Annotated in this window: 15 protein-coding genes; 2 read left to right on the plus strand and 13 right to left on the minus strand. The window is 71.0% G+C overall.

Annotated features, from left to right (window positions below; genetic code table 11):
• Nucleotides 1-42 precede the first annotated feature (42 nt).
• The 10 genes from secG to uvrA all read right to left on the minus strand — a co-directional run bounded on the left by secG (nucleotide 43) and on the right by uvrA (nucleotide 13,025).
• A complete protein-coding gene (gene secG, locus SACTE_RS06720) occupies nucleotides 43-279 on the minus strand; it encodes a preprotein translocase subunit SecG (RefSeq protein ID WP_014045272.1) in 237 nt (78 codons plus the stop codon).
• Nucleotides 280-390: 111 nt separating this feature from the next.
• Nucleotides 391-1,167, minus strand: a complete 777-nt coding sequence (tpiA, locus tag SACTE_RS06725) for a triose-phosphate isomerase (protein WP_014045273.1) — start codon at nucleotides 1,165-1,167, stop codon at nucleotides 391-393.
• A gap of 6 nt (nucleotides 1,168-1,173) precedes the next feature.
• The gene (locus tag SACTE_RS06730) at nucleotides 1,174-2,385 is read right to left on the minus strand and encodes a phosphoglycerate kinase (protein WP_014045274.1); all 1,212 of its coding nucleotides are present in this window, start codon (nucleotides 2,383-2,385) and stop codon (nucleotides 1,174-1,176) included.
• 108 nt (nucleotides 2,386-2,493) lie between these two features.
• A complete protein-coding gene (gap, locus tag SACTE_RS06735) occupies nucleotides 2,494-3,504 on the minus strand; it encodes a type I glyceraldehyde-3-phosphate dehydrogenase (protein WP_014045275.1) in 1,011 nt (336 codons plus the stop codon).
• Between the two features lie 602 nt (nucleotides 3,505-4,106).
• On the minus strand, nucleotides 4,107-5,096 hold the full coding sequence (gene whiA / locus SACTE_RS06740) for a DNA-binding protein WhiA (RefSeq protein ID WP_014045276.1): 990 nt from the start codon (nucleotides 5,094-5,096) through the stop codon (nucleotides 4,107-4,109).
• Nucleotides 5,087-6,121 (minus strand): uridine diphosphate-N-acetylglucosamine-binding protein YvcK, encoded by a 1,035-nt coding sequence (gene yvcK / locus SACTE_RS06745; protein ID WP_014045277.1) that lies wholly within the window; start codon nucleotides 6,119-6,121, stop codon nucleotides 5,087-5,089. Before yvcK ends, whiA begins: the two co-directional genes overlap by 10 nt.
• Nucleotides 6,118-7,107 carry an RNase adapter RapZ gene (rapZ, locus tag SACTE_RS06750; RefSeq protein ID WP_014045278.1) on the minus strand — a complete coding sequence of 330 codons (990 nt, stop codon included), beginning with the start codon at nucleotides 7,105-7,107 and terminating at the stop codon, nucleotides 6,118-6,120. Before rapZ ends, yvcK begins: the two co-directional genes overlap by 4 nt.
• Nucleotides 7,104-9,197 (minus strand): excinuclease ABC subunit UvrC, encoded by a 2,094-nt coding sequence (gene uvrC, locus SACTE_RS06755; protein WP_014045279.1) that lies wholly within the window; start codon nucleotides 9,195-9,197, stop codon nucleotides 7,104-7,106. Before uvrC ends, rapZ begins: the two co-directional genes overlap by 4 nt.
• Before the next feature lie 70 nt (nucleotides 9,198-9,267).
• Complete coding sequence (locus tag SACTE_RS06760) at nucleotides 9,268-9,696, minus strand: Rieske (2Fe-2S) protein (protein WP_014045280.1); 429 nt, start codon at nucleotides 9,694-9,696, stop codon at nucleotides 9,268-9,270.
• Nucleotides 9,697-10,004: 308 nt separating this feature from the next.
• Entirely contained in the window at nucleotides 10,005-13,025 is a 3,021-nt protein-coding gene (uvrA, locus tag SACTE_RS06765) for an excinuclease ABC subunit UvrA (protein WP_014045281.1), read from the minus strand.
• A gap of 175 nt (nucleotides 13,026-13,200) precedes the next feature.
• On the opposite strand from uvrA, the gene SACTE_RS06770 reads away from it, so the two are divergent.
• Both SACTE_RS06770 and SACTE_RS06775 read left to right on the plus strand, forming a co-directional pair.
• Nucleotides 13,201-13,890 (plus strand): maleylpyruvate isomerase family mycothiol-dependent enzyme, encoded by a 690-nt coding sequence (locus SACTE_RS06770; protein ID WP_014045282.1) that lies wholly within the window; start codon nucleotides 13,201-13,203, stop codon nucleotides 13,888-13,890.
• Nucleotides 13,891-13,900: 10 nt separating this feature from the next.
• The gene (locus tag SACTE_RS06775) at nucleotides 13,901-14,557 is read left to right on the plus strand and encodes an MBL fold metallo-hydrolase (protein WP_014045283.1); all 657 of its coding nucleotides are present in this window, start codon (nucleotides 13,901-13,903) and stop codon (nucleotides 14,555-14,557) included.
• 79 nt (nucleotides 14,558-14,636) lie between these two features.
• Here SACTE_RS06775 and SACTE_RS06780 read toward each other — a convergent pair whose 3' ends face one another.
• The 3 genes from SACTE_RS06780 to SACTE_RS06790 all read right to left on the minus strand — a co-directional run bounded on the left by SACTE_RS06780 (nucleotide 14,637) and on the right by SACTE_RS06790 (nucleotide 18,598).
• On the minus strand, nucleotides 14,637-15,638 hold the full coding sequence (locus tag SACTE_RS06780) for a TerC family protein (RefSeq protein ID WP_014045284.1): 1,002 nt from the start codon (nucleotides 15,636-15,638) through the stop codon (nucleotides 14,637-14,639).
• A 264-nt stretch (nucleotides 15,639-15,902) separates the two neighbouring features.
• Entirely contained in the window at nucleotides 15,903-17,897 is a 1,995-nt protein-coding gene (locus SACTE_RS06785) for a TerD family protein (RefSeq protein WP_014045285.1), read from the minus strand.
• Between the two features lie 122 nt (nucleotides 17,898-18,019).
• On the minus strand, nucleotides 18,020-18,598 hold the full coding sequence (locus SACTE_RS06790; protein WP_014045286.1) for a TerD family protein: 579 nt from the start codon (nucleotides 18,596-18,598) through the stop codon (nucleotides 18,020-18,022).
• Nucleotides 18,599-18,671: the final 73 nt, after the last annotated feature.

The following is an 18,671-nucleotide window of genomic DNA, read 5'->3' on the forward strand; positions in this document are numbered from 1 at the left end:
AGTGAAAGGAGTTACACCGTTACGGGAATCGCCGACGGCGGATCAGCCGTCCAGCTTGATGAGCAGACCGAGGACCACGATGCACGCGAACCAGAGCAGACCGATCACGACGGTGATGCGGTCGAGGTTGCGCTCGGCGACCGAGGAGCCACCGACGGAGGACTGCATTCCGCCACCGAACATGTCGGAGAGGCCGCCGCCCTTGCCCTTGTGCATCAGCACCAGCAGCATCAGCAGCAGGCTGAAGACGATCAGGGCGATCTCGAACGCCAAAATCACGGCTGGCTCCTACTTTCCGGAATTCTCGGGACTGCGTCTACGAACAGCGGGGGCCGGGGGTATGAGCCCTCGGCCCCCGCAAGGGTACGACGGATCGGCGCTAGGGCATACTCACTGGTCGCGGAAGCGGACGATCTTGACGAACTCGTCGGCGTCCAGTGCGGCGCCCCCGATGAGCGCACCGTCCACGTCGGGCTGCGCCATGATGGCGGCCACGTTGCCGGACTTCACCGAGCCGCCGTACTGGATACGGACGGCGTCCGCGAGCTCCTGCGAGTACAGCTCGGCGAGCCGGCCGCGGATCGCGCCGCAGACCTCCTGGGCGTCCTCCGGGGTGGCGACCTCGCCGGTACCGATGGCCCAGACCGGCTCGTAGGCGATCACGATGGACTCGGCCTGTTCGGCCGGGATGTCCTTCAGGCCGCCGTCGAGCTGCGCGAGCGTGTAGGAGACCTGGTCCCCGGCCTTGCGGACGTCCAGCCCCTCGCCGACGCAGAGGATCGGGGTCAGACCGTGCTTGTAGGCGGCCTTGACCTTGGCGTTGCAGATCTCGTCGTTCTCACCGTGGTACTGGCGGCGCTCGCTGTGGCCGACGGCCACGTAGGTGCACTTCAGCTTGGCGAGCATCGGGCCGGAGATCTCACCGGTGTACGCGCCGGAGTCCTGGGCCGAGATGTCCTGGGCGCCGTACTTGATCTTCAGCTTGTCGCCGTCGACCAGGGTCTGCACGGAGCGCAGGTCGGTGAAGGGCGGCAGGACGGCGACCTCGACGGCCTCGTAGTCCTTGTCGGCCAGGGCGAAGGCGAGCTTCTGGACGTGGGCGATGGCCTCGAGGTGGTTGAGGTTCATCTTCCAGTTGCCCGCCATCAGCGGGGTGCGGGTGGTCATGAAAGGTCAGTCCTCCAGTGCGGCGAGGCCGGGAAGCGTCTTGCCCTCGAGGTACTCGAGGCTTGCGCCGCCACCGGTCGAGATGTGTCCGAACGCGTTCTCGTCGAAGCCCAGGATGCGGACGGCGGCCGCGGAGTCCCCGCCGCCGACGACGCTGAACGCCTCGGAGTCGACGAGGGCCTGGGCCACCGCCTTGGTGCCCTCGGCGTAGTCGGGGTGCTCGAAGACGCCCATCGGGCCGTTCCAGAAGACGGTGGCCGCGTCGGCGAGCTTCGATGCGTACAGCTTGCGGGTCTCGGGGCCGATGTCCAGGCCCTCCTGGTCGGCCGGGATGGCGTCGGCGGCGACCGTGGTGGGGTTCGCCGGGGCCTTCGTCCTCAGGTCCGGGAACTCGCCCGCGACCAGGACGTCGACGGGCAGGACGAACTCCACACCGAGCTCTTCGGCCCGCTTGAGGTAGCCCTGGACGGCCGGGACCTGGTCCTCCTGGAGCAGCGAGATGCCGACCTCGTGGCCCTTGGCCTTGAGGAAGGTGTACGCCATGCCGCCGCCGATGAGGATGCGGTCGGCCTTCTCCAGCAGGTGGTCGATGACCCCGAGCTTGTCGGAGACCTTGGCGCCGCCGAGCACCACGGCGTAGGGGCGCGCGACGTCCTCGGTGAGCTTCTTCAGGACGCCGACCTCGGTGGCGATCAGGTCGCCGGCGGCGTGCGGGAGCCGGGCCGGGAGGTCGTACACCGAGGCGTGCTTGCGGTGGACGGCACCGAAGCCGTCGCCGACGTAGACGTCGGCGAGCTCGGCGAGCTGGTCGGCGAAGGCGCCGCGCTCGGCGTCGTCCTTGGAGGTCTCGCCGGCGTTGAAGCGCAGGTTCTCCAGGACGGCGACCTGGCCGTCGGTGAGGGCGGCGACCGTGGAGCGGGCGGACTCGCCGACCGTGTCGGTCGCGAACGCGACGTCGGCGCCGAGCAGTTCACCGAGGCGGGCGGCGGCCGGGGCGAGCGAGAAGGCCGGGTCCGGGGCGCCCTTGGGGCGGCCCAGGTGCGAGGCGACGACGACCCGCGCGCCGGCTTCGGCGAGCCGGGCGATCGTCGGCCGGACGGCGCGGATGCGGCCGTCGTCGGTGATCGTGGTGCCGTCCAGCGGCACGTTGAGGTCGGCGCGGACGAATACCCGCTTGCCCGCGACCCCTTCGGCGAGAAGTTCGTCGATCGTCTTCATCTGTAGCGGTACTCCTTGGAAGGACGGAAGCATGCAAGGGGCTCGGGCGGCGCCTCATCGCGCCGCCCGAGCCCGTTGCTCACATCGAGATGCCTGCCGATCCTAGGATCAGAGCTGGCCGCCGACGAAGACGGTCAGGTCGACAAGGCGGTTGGAGTAGCCCCACTCGTTGTCGTACCAGCCGAGGATCTTCACCGAGTTCCCCTCCTGGACCATGGTCAGGGAGGAGTCGAAGGTGCAGGAGGACGGGTCGCCGACGATGTCCGAGGACACGATCGGGTCCTCGGTGTACGTCAGGAAGCCCTTGAGGTCGCCGTCGTCGGAGGCCTTCTTGAACGCGGCGTTGACCTCGTCCTTGGTGACCTCGCGCTGCAGCGTCACGACCAGGTCCGTGGCGGAGCCCGTCGGGACCGGCACGCGCATCGCGATGCCGTCGAGCTTGCCCTTGAGCTGCGGCAGGACCAGAGCGGTCGCCTTGGCGGCACCGGTCGTGGTCGGGATGATGTTCTCGGCGGCGGCGCGGGCGCGGCGCAGGTCCGAGTGCGGGAAGTCCAGGATGCGCTGGTCGTTCGTGTATGCGTGGACCGTCGTCATCAGACCCTTGACGATGCCGAAGTTCTCGTCGAGGACCTTGGCCATCGGCGCCACACAGTTGGTGGTGCAGGAGGCGTTGGAGATGACGTGGTGGTTGGCCGCGTCGTACTTGTCCTGGTTGACGCCCATCACGATGGTGATGTCCTCGTCCTTGGCCGGAGCCGAGATGAGGACCTTCTTGGCGCCACCGGCGATGTGCTTCTCGGCGTCGGCCTTCTTGGTGAAGATGCCGGTCGACTCGATGACGATGTCGACACCCAGCTCACCCCAGGGGATGTCGGCCGGGTTGCGCTCGGAGAGCACCTTGATGGTGTGGCCGTCGACGGTGATGGTGTCGGCGGTGTTGCTGACCTCTGCCTTGAGACGACCCAGGATGGTGTCGTACTTCAGCAGGTGTGCCGTGGTCGCGGTGTCACCCAGGTCGTTGACAGCCACGATCTCGATGTCCGCACCCTGCTCCAGCAGCGCACGGAAGTAGTTGCGACCGATGCGGCCAAAGCCGTTGATGCCTACGCGGATCGTCACGAACCGATCTCCTCGTTAGGTACGCCGGTTTTAGATGCCGGCGAGTTTATTAGGGATGTCCCCGACCGCCTCCGACCCTACCTCTCCGAAGGCTTTTGGGTGACATCGAGCGGCCGGTGCGAAGGGGGATATCCGTACTCCCGAGTAGGGGGTAGGGATACTCCGGCCGGGCGCCCCGCGACGGCGACCGTCGCACACCGCGCGGTCACCGAGCGTCAACGCCCCCTGAGGCCAGGCCCCTTGCGGTGAGCGCGTACCCGCCGTCGGCCGTCGGTACCCCTGTCACCCGAGGTGACTGACGCGGGCTCAGCTCCCTTGCGCCCGCGGGCACCGGTGGCCGGAAAATGCCGGCGGCCCCACACTTTCGGGGCGCCCGGACAGTTGATCGCGCACATTTTTCCCGCTCAATTGTGCGGGGTGCCACTCAAGCGATGAAAATACCGTCGGCGCACCTTTCGGGGTGCGCCGACGGCGGTGGCGGATCCGGGTCCCGCTCGATCGGGCGGGGGGCCACTCAAGCGATCGGCAAAGGCCCGGAACGGATTTCCCGAATGGCTCCGCCCGGGTCCGGTCGCATGCCCGTGCCGGACCCCCCGCGCCACTCAGCCGACGAGGCCGTCGGCCATCTCCTCGCTGAGGGTGGACTCCGTGCCCGGGATCCCGAGGTCCTGGGCGCGCTTGTCGGCCATCGCCAGCAGGCGCCTGATCCGGCCCGCGACCGCGTCCTTGGTCAGTGGCGGGTCGGCGAGCGCGCCGAGCTCCTCCAGGGAGGCCTGCTTGTGCTCCATGCGCAGCCGTCCGGCCGCCGCGAGGTGCTCCGGGACCTCCTCGCCCAGGATCTCCAGGGCGCGCCCCACCCGCGCCCCGGCGGCCACGGCGGCCCGCGCCGAGCGGCGGAGGTTGGCGTCGTCGAAGTTGGCGAGGCGGTTGGCGGTGGCCCGGACCTCGCGCCGCATCCGGCGCTCCTCCCAGGCGAGCACCGACTCGTGGGCGCCCAGCCGCGTCAGCAGCGCGCCGATGGCGTCACCGTCGCGGACGACGACGCGGTCCACGCCGCGCACCTCGCGGGCCTTGGCCGCGATGGAGAGCCTGCGGGCGGCGCCGACCAGGGCGAGGGCGGCCTCCGGGCCCGGGCACGTCACCTCCAGCGAGGAGGAGCGGCCCGGCTCGGTGAGCGAGCCGTGGGCCAGGAAGGCCCCGCGCCAGGCGGCCTCGGCGTCGCAGGTGGCCCCCGAGACCACCTGCGGGGGCAGCCCGCGGATGGGACGGCCGCGGCCGTCCACCAGGCCGGTCTGGCGGGCCAGCTGATCGCCTCCGGCCACCACCCGTACGACGTAGCGGGAGCCGCGGCGCAGCCCGCCGGGGGCCATCACGATGAGCTCCGAGCTGTGCCCGAAGATCTCCAGGATGTCCCGCTTGAGCCGGCGCGCCGCCATCGCGGTGTCCAGCTCGGCCTCGATCACAATCCGGCCGCTCACCAGGTGCAGCCCGCCCGCGAACCGAAGAATCGCCGAAACCTCTGCTTTTCTGCAGCAGGTCCGGGTCACGGGAAGCCGAGAGATTTCGTCCTTCACCGCTGGCGTCATCGCCATGGGCCGATCCTTCCATGCATCCGAAAAATACGGTCGTACGCGGCGGCCAACAGCTCCGGATCGTGAATCGGAACGCCGTCGGGTGAGGCCACAGGGGCCAGCTCGACCGCGGCTCCGAGCCGCTTGGCGGCGTCGGCGAGGGACTCGCGGTCGGGCACGGCGGCCTCGTCGGCCAACACCACGTCCATGGCGAGTTTAGGGGCGTGTCGTCCCAAAACCTCCAAATGACGCTGCGGTGAGAAGCCTTCGGTTTCGCCGGGTTGCGGTGCGAGGTTGAGCGAGAGCACCTTGCGGGCCTTCGTGGAGACCAGGGCGTCGTGCAGTTCCGGGACGAGCAGGTGCGGGATCACCGAGGAGAACCAGGACCCCGGGCCGAGCACGACCCAGTCGGCGTCCAGGACCGCCGCGACCGCTTCGGGCACGGCCGGCGGGTCGGCCGGGACGACGTGGACGGACTGGACCTCGCCGGGGGTGAGCGCCACGGTGGCCTGTCCCCGCACGGTGACGATGTCGTCGGGCCGGTCGGGGTGGTGGCCCCGTACGAGTGCCTGGAGCTCCAGCGGCACGGCGGACATGGGCAGTACCCGGCCGTGCGCGCCGAGCAGCTTGCCGACCAGGTCGAGGGCCTGGACGTGGTCGCCCAGCTGTTCCCACAGGGAGACGATGAGCAGGTTGCCCACCGCGTGCGCGTGCAGCTCGCCCTCGGACTCGAAACGGTGCTGGATCACCCGGGCCCACGTCTGGCCCCACTCGTCGTCGCCGCAGAGCGCGGCCAGCGCCTTGCGCAGGTCGCCCGGGGGCAGCACGCCGAACTCCTCGCGGAGCCGGCCCGAGGAGCCGCCGTCGTCGGCGACGGTGACCACGGCCGTGAGGTCACCGGTGATCCGGCGCAGCGCCTTGAGCGACGCGGACAGGCCCATGCCGCCGCCGAGGGCGACGACCTTGGGCTGCGCGCCGCGCTTACGGCCGGAGAGGGCGGCCGTCGCCCTGCTCAGCCGGTGCCGGCGCAGCGGGCGACTGGTCACTCGCGCCCCATGTCCCGGTGGACGAGGACGGTCTCGATGCCTTCCGTGGCCAGCCGCGCGGCGAGCTTCTCCGACATGGCCACGGAACGGTGCTTGCCGCCGGTACAGCCGACGGCGATCGTCACGTAGCGCTTGCCCTCGCGGCGGTAGCCGGCCGCGATCAGCTGGAGCAGCTCGGTGTACTGGTTGAGGAACTCCTTGGCGCCGGGCTGGTCGAAGACGTAGTCGGACACCTCCTCGTTGAGCCCGGTGAAGGGGCGCAGTTCGGGGACCCAGTGCGGGTTGGGCAGGAAGCGGCAGTCCACGACGAGGTCGGCGTCGACCGGCAGGCCGTACTTGAAGCCGAACGACATCACCGTGGCCCGCAGCTCGGGCTCCTCGTCGCCTGCGAACTGGGCGTCCATCTTGGCCCGCAGCTCGTGCACGTTGAGGCTGGAGGTGTCGATGACCAGGTCGGCGTCGCCGCGCAGCTCGCGCAGCAGGTCGCGCTCGGCCGCGATGCCGTCGACGATGCGGCCGTCGCCCTGAAGGGGGTGCGGGCGGCGGACGGACTCGAAACGGCGTACGAGGGCGTCGTCGGATGACTCCAGGAACACGATCCGCCGGGTGACGTGCTTGGCCTCCAGGTCCGCGAGGGACTCCCGGAGGTTGTCGAAGAAGCGGCGGCCCCGTACGTCGACGACGACGGCGATCCGGGCCACGTTGCCCTGGGACCGGGCGCCGAGCTCCACCATCGTGGGGATCAGCGCGGGCGGCAGGTTGTCGACGACGAACCAGCCGAGGTCCTCCAGGCACTTGGCCGCCGTGCTGCGGCCCGCGCCCGACATCCCCGAGATGATCACCAGCTCCGGGATGGCCGGCACGGCGCTGTCGCCCTTGTCCTGGGCGCTTCCCGTACTCACGTGTGCTGCTCCGTCTGTTCGGTCGGTGCGGTCGGCGTGGTCGGGCGCCTGTTCGTCACCGTGGTCCTGCGTGTGCTCGGTCATGACGTGCTGCCCCCGTCGTCCTCTTCGATGATCTCTCCTGTGGCCGTGTTGACGGCCGGTGCGGGCGGTGCGGCCCCGGCGAGGGCGACGGCCACGGATTCCGCCGTCCGGCGGCCTATGCCGGGCACCTCGCAGATCTCTTCGATTGTCGCCTGCCGCAGCCTCTTCACGGAACCGAAGTGCTTGATCAGCGCTTGTTTGCGGGTCTCGCCGAGCCCCGCGATGTCGTCCAGGGGGCTGCTGCGGATGCGCTTGGCCCGCTTGGCGCGCTGGTAGGTGATGGCGAAGCGGTGGGCCTCGTCGCGGATGCGCTGGAGGAGGTACAGGCCCTCGCTGGAGCGGGGCAGGACGACGGGGTCGTCGTCGTCCGGCAGCCAGACCTCCTCCAGGCGCTTGGCGAGGCCGCACACGGCGATGTCGTCGATGCCCAGCTCGTCCAGGGCACGCTTGGCGGCGGCCACCTGCGGCTGTCCTCCGTCGACGACCACGAGCTGCGGCGGATAGGCGAAGCGCCTGGGGCGGCCGTCCTCCTCACGGGAGCCGTCCTGCGGGGCGTCCTGCGGGGCGTCCTGCGGACCGGCGGGCACGCTCCCGGGGAACGCGGCCGCCGGGGCCGGCACGGGACCGCTGGGCGCCGGGCCGGGTACGGGCCCGGAGGCCGCCGAGGCCCCCTCCCACTCCCCCGTGCGCTCCTTCTCCTGGAGGTGGCGCTTGAAGCGGCGGCCGATGACCTCGTGCATCGACCGCACGTCGTCCTGGCCCTCGAAGCCCTTGATCTGGAAGCGGCGGTACTCGCTCTTGCGTGCCAGGCCGTCCTCGAAGACCACCATGGACGCGACGACGTCGTCCCCCTGGAGATGCGAGATGTCGAAGCACTCGACGCGCAGCGGCGCGGTGTCCAGCCCGAGGGCCTCGGCGATCTCCTCCAGCGCGCGGGAGCGGGTCGTGAGGTCGGACGCCCGCTTGGTCTTGTGCAGCCCCAGGGCCTGCTGGGCGTTGCGCTGGACCGTGACCATCAGGTCCTTCTTGTCGCCGCGCTGCGGGATGCGCAGGCTCACATGGGAGCCGCGGCGGCCTGCGAGCCACTGGGAGACGGCTTCGGTGTCCTCGGGCAGGGCCGGGACGAGGACCTCCTTGGGCACCGCGTCGCCGGACTCCTCCCCGTACAGCTGCTGGAGCGCGTGTTCGACGAGGCCCGCCGTGTCGACGGCCTCGACCTTGTCCGTGACCCAGCCGCGCTGGCCGCGCACCCGTCCGCCGCGGACGTGGAAGATCTGGACGGCCGCTTCGAGCTCGTCCTCGGCGACGGCGATCAGGTCGGCGTCGGTGGCGTCCGCGAGGACGACGGCGCTCTTCTCCATGGCGCGCTTGAGCGCCTCGGCGTCGTCCCGCAGCCGGGCCGCCCGCTCGTACTCCATCTCCTCGGCCGCCCGCGTCATGTCCTTCTCCAGGCGGCGGATGTAGGTGCCCGTGCGGCCGGCCATGAAGTCGCAGAAGTCCTCGGCCAGGTCGCGGTGCTCCTGGGGGGTGACCCGCCCGACGCACGGGGCCGAGCACTTGCCGATGTAGCCCAGGAGACAGGGCCGGCCGGTGCGCTCGGCGTTCTTGAAGACGCCGGCGGAGCAGGTGCGCACGGGGAAGACCCGGAGCATCAGGTCCACCGTCTCGCGGATGGCCCAGGCGTGGCCGTACGGGCCGAAGTAGCGGACGCCCTTCTTCTTGGCGCCGCGCATGACCTGGACGCGCGGGAACTCCTCGTTCAGCGTGACCGCGAGGTAGGGGTAGCTCTTGTCGTCGCGGTACTTGACGTTGAAACGGGGGTCGAACTCCTTGATCCAGGAGTACTCCAGCTGGAGCGCCTCGACCTCGGTGGAGACGACGGTCCACTCGACGGAGGCCGCCGTGGTGACCATGGTGCGGGTACGCGGGTGCAGGCCGGCCAGGTCCTGGAAGTAGTTGGCCAGGCGCTGGCGCAGGTTCTTGGCCTTCCCGACGTAGATCACCCGGCGGTGCTCGTCGCGGAACTTGTAGACCCCCGGGGAGTCGGGGATCTGTCCCGGCTTGGGGCGGTAGCTGGAGGGGTCTGCCATGTCTCACACCCTACTTGCGGGCAGTGACACAACGGCATTCCGCCGGGGAACGGCGGCCCCGGCGCGGGGGTCAGGCGTCGGGACCGGCCACGAGCCTGCCGCCCTCGACCTTGACCGGCACGGCGGGCAGCGGCACGGTGGCCGGACCGTGCAGGGCCTTGCCCGTGGTCATGTCGAACCGGCTGCCGTGGCACGGGCAGTTGCCCTCGTTGCCCTCGACCTTGTCCAGGAGGCAGCCGGCGTGCGTGCACTGCGCGCTGAACGCCTTGTACTGGCCCTTCGCCGGGCAGCTCACGACGACCCGCTGCTCCCGGTAGAGCTTCGCCCCGCCGACCGGCACCTCGTCCGGGGAGCCGAGCTCCACCGGGGCGGTGGGCGTCGGGGTCTGGGCGTGGCCGAGCTTGGAGTCGGTCGAGCAGGCGGCCGCACCCAGCCCGGCGGCACCGGCGAGAGCGGCGCCCTTCAGTACGGTTCGGCGGGCGGCGGGCAGGCCGGACATGTGGTCTCCACGGGTCGGCGGGACGAAGTGCCGTGACGGCGTCGGGGGCGCCGGTGCCACGGGGACCGGGCACGGCCGCACCCGGAGGCGTCGGCGACAGACCTGACGATACCGGCGGGAACCACCGTCCTTCCGACCGGCCCCCGCTCCGGGAGCGGGGGCCGGGACGGGCCGGCGGGGCCCCGGACGGACGGCCGCCGGGCCGCTGTCCGGTCGACGGCCCGGCACCGGCGTGGCGACGCCCTGCACCGGGGACACCGGAGGCGGCCCCGGGCCGGGGCCGCCTCCGGTGGTGCCGCGTGGGCCGGTCAGGCCTTGCGCGTGCGGGTGGCCTTCTTGGCCGCGGGCGGCTCGGCCGCCGCCTTCTTCGTCCGGGCCGTGGCCGTCTTGCGGGCCGGGGCCGTCCTGGCCGCGACCGTCTTCTTGGCCGCCGTCTTCCGGGCCGGCTTGCGCGCGGCCGGGGCCGACGTGCCGGCTGCGATCCGGTCCGCCCCCAGGATGTCCTGGAGGAACTTGCCGGTGTGGCTGCCGGGAACCGCGGCGACCTCCTCCGGGGTGCCCTCGGCGACGACCAGGCCGCCGCCGTTGCCCCCCTCGGGGCCCATGTCGACGACCCAGTCGGCGGTCTTGACGACATCGAGGTTGTGCTCGATGACGATCACCGTGTTGCCCTTGTCGACCAGGCCCGACAGCACCGTGATGAGCTTGCTGATGTCCTCGAAGTGCAGACCGGTCGTCGGCTCGTCCAGGACGTACACCGTGCGCCCGGTGGAGCGCTTCTGCAGCTCGCTCGCCAGCTTCACGCGCTGCGCCTCACCGCCGGAGAGCGTCGGCGCGGACTGGCCGAGCCTGACGTACCCGAGGCCCACCTCGTTGAGCGTACGCAGGTGGCGGGCGATCGTCGGGACGGCCTCGAAGAACTCCAGGCCCTCCTCGATCGGCATGTCCAGCACCTCGGCGATGGACTTGCCCTTGTAGTGGACCTCCAGCGTCTCCCGGTTGTAGCGCGCTCCGTGGCAGACCTCGCACGGGACGTACACGTCGGGCAGGAAGTTCATCTCGATCTTGATGGTGCCGTCGCCGGAGCAGTTCTCGCAGCGGCCGCCCTTGACGTTGAAGGAGAACCGGCCCGGCATGTAGCCGCGCACCTTCGCCTCCATCGTCTCGGCGAAGAGCCTGCGGACGTGGTCGAAGACGCCGGTGTACGTGGCCGGGTTGGACCGCGGTGTACGGCCGATCGGCGACTGGTCGACGTGCACGACCTTGTCGACGAGGTCGTCCCCGTCGACCCGGGTGTGCCGGCCGGGGACCGACTTGGCGCCGTTGAGCTCGCGCGCCAGGTGGGTGTACAGGATGTCGTTGACCAGGGTCGACTTGCCCGAGCCCGAGACGCCGGTGACGGCCGTCAGGACACCCAGCGGGAAGGAGACGTCGATGTCCTGGAGGTTGTTCTCCCGGGCTCCGTGCACCGTGAGCAGCCGCTTCGGGTCGACCGGGCGGCGGATGCCGGGCACCGGGATGGCCCGCTTGCCCGCGAGGTACTGGCCGGTGAGCGACTCGTCGTTGGCCAGCAGCTCCTTGAGGGAGCCGGAGTGGACCACCTTGCCGCCGTGCTCACCGGCGCCGGGGCCGATGTCGACGACCCAGTCGGCGACCTTGATGGTGTCCTCGTCGTGCTCGACGACGATGAGCGTGTTGCCCATGTCCCGCAGCCGCACCAGGGTCTCGATCAGCCGGTGGTTGTCGCGCTGGTGCAGGCCGATGGACGGCTCGTCCAGCACGTACAGCACGCCCACCAGGCCGGAGCCGATCTGGGTGGCGAGCCGGATGCGCTGCGCCTCGCCGCCGGACAGGGTGCCGGCCGCGCGGTTGAGCGAGAGGTAGTCGAGGCCGACGTCGACGAGGAAGCGGAGCCGCTCGTTGACCTCCTTCAGGACCCGCTCGGCGATCTTCTTGTCGCGGGCGTTCAGCTTGAGCCGGCCCAGGAACTCGGCGCACTCGCTGATCGACATCGCGGCGACCTCGGCGATGGACTTCTCCATCACCGTGACCGCGAGCACGATCGGCTTGAGCCGGGTGCCCTCGCAGGACGGGCAGGGCACCTCACGCATGTAGCCCTCGAAGCGCTCCCGGCTGGAATCGCTCTCGGCCTCGGAGTGGCGCCGCTTGACGTACTGGACGGCACCCTCGAAGGACGGGGTCGTGTAGGCGCGCTCGCGTCCGTACCGGTTGCGGTAGCGGACCTCGGTCTGGATCTTGTGGCCGTACAGCAGCGCCTTCTTGGCCCGCTGCGGCAGCCCGGCCCAGGGGATGTCCGTGCGGAAGCCGAGGGCGTCGGCGAGCGCGCTGATCTGGCGCCCGAAGTACTCCTTGGTGTGGCCGTGCGACCAGGGGTGGATCGCGCCCTCGTCGAGGGACTTGTCCTCGTCGGGGACGACCAGCTCGGGGTCGACCTCCATGCGCGTACCGATGCCGGTGCACTCGGGGCAGGCGCCGAAGGGCGAGTTGAAGGAGAAGGAGCGGGGCTCCAGCTCCTCGAAGGACAGGTCGTCGTACGGGCAGTAGAGGTGCTCGGAGTACATCCGCTCACGCTCGGGGTCGTCGTCGGGCAGGTCGACGAAGTCCAGTACGACCATGCCGCCGGACAGGCCCAGCGCGGTCTCGACCGAGTCGGTCAGCCGGCGCTTGGCGCTCTCCTTCACCGTGAGGCGGTCGACGACCACCTCGACGGTGTGCTTCTCCTGCTTCTTCAGCTTGGGCGGCTCGGACAGCTGGATCGTCGCGCCGTCCACCCGGGCCCTGCTGAACCCCTTGGTCTGCAGGTCGGCGAAGAGGTCGACGAACTCCCCCTTGCGCTCGCGCACCAGCGGGGAGAGCACCTGGAAGCGGCTGCCCTCGGGCAGCCCGAGCACCTTGTCCACGATGGCCTGCGGCGACTGCCGGGAGATCGGCCGGCCGCACTCGGGACAGTGCGGCTTGCCGATCCGGGCGAAGAGCAACCGGAGGTAGTCGTAGACCTCGGTGATGGTGCCGACCGTCGAGCGCGGGTTGCGCGAGGTCGACTTCTGGTCGATGGAGACGGCGGGCGACAGACCTTCGATGAAGTCGACGTCCGGCTTGTCCATCTGGCCGAGGAACTGGCGGGCGTACGAGGAGAGGGACTCCACGTAACGCCGCTGGCCCTCGGCGAAGATCGTGTCGAACGCGAGGGAGGACTTGCCCGATCCGGAGAGCCCGGTGAAGACGATGAGGGAGTCACGGGGGAGGTCGAGCGAGACGTTCTTCAGATTGTGCTCGCGCGCGCCACGGACGATGAGACGGTCGGCCACGCCGGTCCGCACCTTTCTTCGAGAGAAGCGGGGAACTGAGCCCCTGCCCCAGGTTATGGGCGGCGCCACAGCGATGTAGGAAGCTTTCGACTTCGAGCGTATAGCACGCGCATTCGATTTACGGCCGACCGAAGACACCTTCACCCGATCGAGTGTCGGAGGCTACGCTCGGCCCATGATCGATCACGTGCATGACCTGGCGGCCCTACGGGAGGCGACCGATCGGCTGCTCGCCGCCACCGCCACGTGGGACGACGCCGCGCTCGGCGAACCGTCACGGCTGCCGGGCTGGAGCCGCGGCCATGTTCTGGCCCACCTGTCACGTAACGCCGACGCGCTCGTAAACGTTCTCCGCGGACGCCCGATGTACGCGAACAGCGAAAACCGGGACGCCGACATCGAGCGGGGCGCCTCCAGGCCCTTGGACGCGCAGGTCTCCGACCTGCGGGAAAGCGCCGAGGCCTTCCAGTCGGCCGCCGCCGTGCCCGCCGACTGGTCCCGCACGGTCACCCTCCGCAACGGTGTGACGGATCAGGCATGGCGCGTTCCCTTCCGGCGGCGCGGCGAGGTCGAGCTGCACCACGTCGACCTGGGGATCGGCTACGAGCTGGAGGACCTGCCGGAGGAGTTCGTGTCCCGGGAGAACGACTTCCTGGCGGAGCGCTTCGCCGGACATCCCCAGGTGGTCGCCACGTCGGCGACGGCCGAGGACGGCAGGATCTGGACCACGGGCGGCGGTGCCGCCGGGACGCCGGTCACCGTGCGGGGTACGGCCGCGGACATCCTCGGGTGGCTGTGCGGACGCCGCGACGGCTCCGGGCTCACCGTGGAAGGCGGCGGCCTTCCCGCGCTGCCCCCGCTATAGGCTGCGGCGTATGACGTACAGCGGAACGGTCAGGGTCGGCGGACCGGCGGACGTGCACGAGCTGACAGATCTGATGATCTCCAAGGTCGCCGTCGGGCGGATGGACAACAACGCCTATCTGCTGCGGTGCCGTGCCACCGGCGAGCAGCTGCTGATCGACGCGGCCGCCGAGGCCGGGACGCTGCTGCGGCTGATCGGCGAGGACGGCATCGCCTCGGTGGTCACCACGCACCGGCACCCCGACCACTGGCAGGCGCTGGCCGAGGTGGTGGCCGCCACCGGGGCGCGCACCGTCGCCGGTAGGCACGACGCGGAGGGGATCCCCGTCCCGACGGACCTTCTCGTCGACGACGGCGACACGGTCCGGGTGGGCCGGGTCTCGCTGACCGCTCGCCATCTGACCGGTCACACCCCCGGCTCCATCGCCCTGGTCTACGACGACCCGCACGGCGCCCCGCACCTCTTCACCGGGGACTGCCTCTTCCCGGGCGGGGTGGGCAACACCCACCAGGACCCGGAGGCGTTCGCGAGCCTGCTCCACGACGTGGAGACCAAGCTCTTCGGCCCGCTGCCCGACGAGACCTGGGTGTATCCCGGCCACGGCGGCGACACCACGCTGGGCGCCGAGCGCCCGCAGCTGCCGGAGTGGCGCAAGCGCGGGTGGTGAACGCACGACACGGCGGCGGCCGGGTGCCCCGAGGGGCCCCGGCCGCCGCCGTGTCCGTGTCTCTCCGGCCCGCCGTCGGCTACTTGTCGGCGCCGACGTTCTCGCTCTCCTCGCCGGCCGCCTTCGCGGACTCCGCCGCCGCCTGCCTCCGGGTGGCGATCAGGCTGGTGACGGTGGTGATCATAAGGACACCGCAGATGACGGAGAGGGAGAACGGGATCGAGATCTCGGGGACGTGCACCCCGGACTCGTGCAGCGCGTGCAGCACCAGCTTGACGCCGATGAAGCCGAGGATCACCGAGAGCCCGTAGCTGAGGTGGACCAGCTTCTTCAGCAGCCCGCCGATGAGGAAGTACAGCTGCCGCAGCCCCATCAGGGCGAAGGCGTTGGCGGTGAAGACGATGTACGGGTCCTGGGTCAGGCCGAAGATCGCCGGGATGGAGTCCAGCGCGAAGAGCACGTCCGTGGTGCCGATGGCGAGCATGACCACCATCAGCGGGGTCAGCACGCGCTTGCCGTTGGTACGGATGAAGAGCTTGGTGCCGTGGTACCGGTCGGCGACGCCGAAGCGGTGCTCGATCGACTTCAGGAGGCGGTTCTCCTCGAACTCCTCCTCGTCCTCGTCGGCCCGCGCCTCCTGGATCAGCTTCCAGGCGGTGTAGATCAGGAACGCGCCGAAGATGTAGAAGATCCACGAGAAGTTGGCGATGACCGCCGCACCGGCCGCGATGAAGATCGCCCGCAGCACCAGGGCGATCAGCACACCGATCAGCAGCACCCGCTGCTGCAGCTGCGAGGGCACCGAGAACTTCGCCATGATCAGGACGAAGACGAAGAGGTTGTCGACACTGAGCGACTTCTCGGTGATGAAGCCGGCGAAGAACTCACCCGACGCCTGGCTCTCCCCGAAGACCAGCAGACCCAGCCCGAAGAGTACGGCCAGCGCGATCCAGACGACGGTCCAGATTCCGGCTTCCTTGGTCGACACGTCATGGGGTTTGCGCCCGATGAAGAAGTCGACGGAGATGAGGGCGACCAGACCGAGAATGGTCAGCGCCCAGAGGGTCCATGAAACGTCCACTGCGCCTCCGGCAGTTCGCTACGGCTCTGGTTCAGCGTCGTCGCTGCCGGAGGTCTCTTCCACCCGGGACGCGGGCTGCGCGCCGGGCCGGCGCCCCGGGACCGGTCACAGTCCGTATTGACGGGAACGCCGCGATCGGGAGTACTCCCCTCCGTTCGAAGAACAGTACAGGAAACACCAAGAAAAGGTAAAGCGATAGGCAAAGACAGATCAAAAGCCCAGGTCAAGGCGGTTGGCCGGGGTGGACGCCAGACGGCCCGGCTCTCAGCGGCGGTCCGTCCGGCGTGCCGCGGCCACCAGCGCCAGCACCTGCTCCAGGACGCGGCTGCCCTCCGGGGCCCGGGACGGCTCGTACGTCCAGGCGTGGCCCACCCACGGGTCGGCGAGGTGGTCGTCGGCGACGGGGGTCACACGCAGCAGGGAGCGCCAGAGCGGGTCGAGCACGGGGCCGTAGGCGCGGGCGTCCTCGCGGTCGGCCACCATCATCAGGTGCACGCCCACCGAGGGCCCCTCGTCGGCGAGGTAGCGCAGCTGGGTGACGGCCCGGTCGTCGAAGCCGTGCGGGAAGTCGTTGACGATCAGCAGGTGCTCGCCCACGTCCAGGTCCGGCGGCAGCGAGTCCGCGGCCCCGGCCCTGACGGCCATCTGCACCAGGTCGACCCGGCGGGTGAGCTGGGCGAGGACCGCGGCCACTCCCCCGGCGCCGGAGGCGGGCGGTGCGGCCAGGACTCCGGAGGCGGTCAGCGGCGCGAGGGGACCGGCGGCGGAGCCCGCGGGGTCGATGACGTGCACCGAGAACTCGTGCGCGGGGTAGACCGCGAGCAGCCGGGCGGCCAGCGCGACGGCGGTCTCCACGGCCGACCGGCGCAGCGCGTCCCCGTCCGCCGCCGCCGCGGCCTCGGAGGCCGTACGTCCGCTGTCGATCCAGATACCGCGCTCCAGGGGCAGCCGGACCAGCAGCGGGATGCGCAGATCGGTCCGCTCGGGCAGGTGGAGGTCGCCGACACGCAACGCCATGGGAATCTCCATCGGCACGCGGTAGCCGTGCCAGACGGGGTTGTCCCAGCCGGCGTACGCAGCGGGGAGCGCGGGCTCCACCACGGCCGATTCTGCGGCGAGCTGGGCCAGGTCACGGTCCAGGGCCTCGCGCGCCCGGGCGGCCAGTTCCTCGCGCTTGGCGCGGGCCTCCTCGCGTGCCCGGTCGCCCGCGCCGCCCATGCGGTTGCGCGGGTCACCGAGGGCCCGGTCGATCTCCTGCTCCATCCGGGAATCGGCGAAGTCGACGGCGCTGCGGTAAGCGGCGACGGCGCGGGCCAGGTCCTCGAACATGCCCCATATCTGGTTGTAGAGGCGCTCGTCCATGGACCAGCCGGTGGCGTCACCCGCGACGGGCCGGGCGGGCTCCCCGGGAGCGGCGGGCGGGACCGTGGGCGGCGGCGGGGGCGGAGCGGAGGTCTGGCGGCGCGGGTGCGCGTAGTCGATGGGTCCACCGGCCGTGGAGCCCGGAGTCGGGGAGCCTTGAGGCGTGGCCCCCGGACCGGCCGCTCCCGAGGCAGTGGAGCCCGCAGCCGCGCCGGAGTCGCCGAGCGCCCCGGGGGCCGGGGCGGCCGGCTGGCCCCCGCCCGCAGGCGGGGCCGAAGGCCCGGCGGGGTGTCGGACGCGCTCGCCGTCCGGGGTACGGGGCGGTGGGGGCGTCACGGAGCGGGCCGACCCGGCGGCGACCGCTTCGTGTATCGCCGCGGCGCACTCCGCCGCCCGGTCGATCCCCTGGTCGGCGAGCATGCCGGCGAGCCCGGTCGCGTACCCCTGGCCGACCGCGCGGACCTTCCACGCGCCCTGGCGGCGGTAGAGCTCCAGGGCGGCCACCGCCGACTCGGTGTCCAGGCCGGTGAGGGTGAAGGTGGCGATCTCGGTGCCGTCGAGGCCGGTGACCGCGACGAACGGCGCGGCGACCGCGCCGAACCTGTCGGGCCGCCCGGCCCCGGTGGGGAGGGCCAGGAGCACGGTGACGCGGTGGACCGTCTCGGGCAGGGCGTCGAGGTCCACGGCCAGCCGGTGGTCGGCCGCCGCCTGCCGGGACACCTCCAGACCGGGCAGCTGGGGCGAGCCCGGGTGGGCGATCCACTCGGCGCCCCGGACCGTGCCGTGCTCGTCCCCGAGCGTGGCCCCGGCCACGACGGGCGAGCCCGCCGACACCCTGATCTCCAGACGGGTCCGGGGCAAGGTGTGGTTCTGCCCCCGGACCAGTTCGGCCGTCATCGCCCTGTCCCCCTCGACGTTCGGTGTGGTGCCCTGCCATGGGCGCAGCTCCCGGCGGCGGGTGCCTCCGGGAGCTGCTCGTACAGATGGGCGGACCGGGCCGGGGCCCGTCCTGCCGGGCCCTACAGGTGCGGCAGGATCGCCGGCATCAGGTCCTGGAAGGTCCGGCCGTTGGCCGGGTTGCCCAGGGCGGTCATCTGCCAGCCGTTGCCCGCGCGGTGCACCTTGGCCATGATCTGGGCGGTGTACTGGCCGCCGCCGTCCAGCGTGTAGCGCGCCAGCTCCTGGCCGTTGGTCTCGTCGACGATGCGGCAGAAGGCGTTCTGCACCTCCTGGAACGTCTGGCCGGTGAAGGAGTTCACCGTGAAGACGATCTGGTCGATGTGGACCGGCACCCGCTGGAGGTCGACGAGGATCGCCTCGTCGTCGCCGCCCGAGCCGGCGCCGCCGACCAGGTTGTCGCCGGTGTGCTTGACGGAGCCGTCGTCGCTGGTGAGGTGGCGGAAGAACACGACGTCCACGGGCTGCTTGTCGGCGAACAGCACCGCGGAGGCGTCCAGGTCGATCTCCCGGGTGCGCGAACCGAACAGCCCACGGCGCGGGGCCGCCTGCCAGCCGAGCCCCATCCGTACCGCGGTCAGGGTCCCCCCGTCGCTCTTCTGCAGGCTGATGGCCTGGCCCTTGGTCATGTTGACCGTCACGCGCTGTCCCCTCTCCGCTTGCCCCGCACCCGTCGGTGTGCGGTTTCCCCGCACCCTACGCAGTCATCGGAGG

The sequence above is a fragment of the Streptomyces sp. SirexAA-E genome, from assembly GCF_000177195.2.
Taxonomy (GTDB): domain Bacteria; phylum Actinomycetota; class Actinomycetes; order Streptomycetales; family Streptomycetaceae; genus Streptomyces; species Streptomyces flavovirens.

Bases quoted from the DNA above. Each gene is read 5' to 3' on its own strand.
- SACTE_RS06730 (WP_014045274.1), bottom strand. From the start codon at position 2,385: ATGAAGACGATCGACGAACTTCTCGCCGAAGGGGTCGCGGGCAAGCGG.
- SACTE_RS06770 (WP_014045282.1), top strand. From the start codon at position 13,201: ATGATCGATCACGTGCATGACCTGGCGGCCCTACGGGAGGCGACCGAT.
- whiA (WP_014045276.1), bottom strand. From the start codon at position 5,096: ATGGCGATGACGCCAGCGGTGAAGGACGAAATCTCTCGGCTTCCCGTG.
- SACTE_RS06760 (WP_014045280.1), bottom strand. From the start codon at position 9,696: ATGTCCGGCCTGCCCGCCGCCCGCCGAACCGTACTGAAGGGCGCCGCT.
- SACTE_RS06785 (WP_014045285.1), bottom strand. From the start codon at position 17,897: ATGACGGCCGAACTGGTCCGGGGGCAGAACCACACCTTGCCCCGGACC.
- rapZ (WP_014045278.1), bottom strand. From the start codon at position 7,107: ATGACCGAGCACACGCAGGACCACGGTGACGAACAGGCGCCCGACCAC.
- uvrC (WP_014045279.1), bottom strand. From the start codon at position 9,197: ATGGCAGACCCCTCCAGCTACCGCCCCAAGCCGGGACAGATCCCCGAC.
- SACTE_RS06775 (WP_014045283.1), top strand. From the start codon at position 13,901: ATGACGTACAGCGGAACGGTCAGGGTCGGCGGACCGGCGGACGTGCAC.
- tpiA (WP_014045273.1), bottom strand. From the start codon at position 1,167: ATGACCACCCGCACCCCGCTGATGGCGGGCAACTGGAAGATGAACCTC.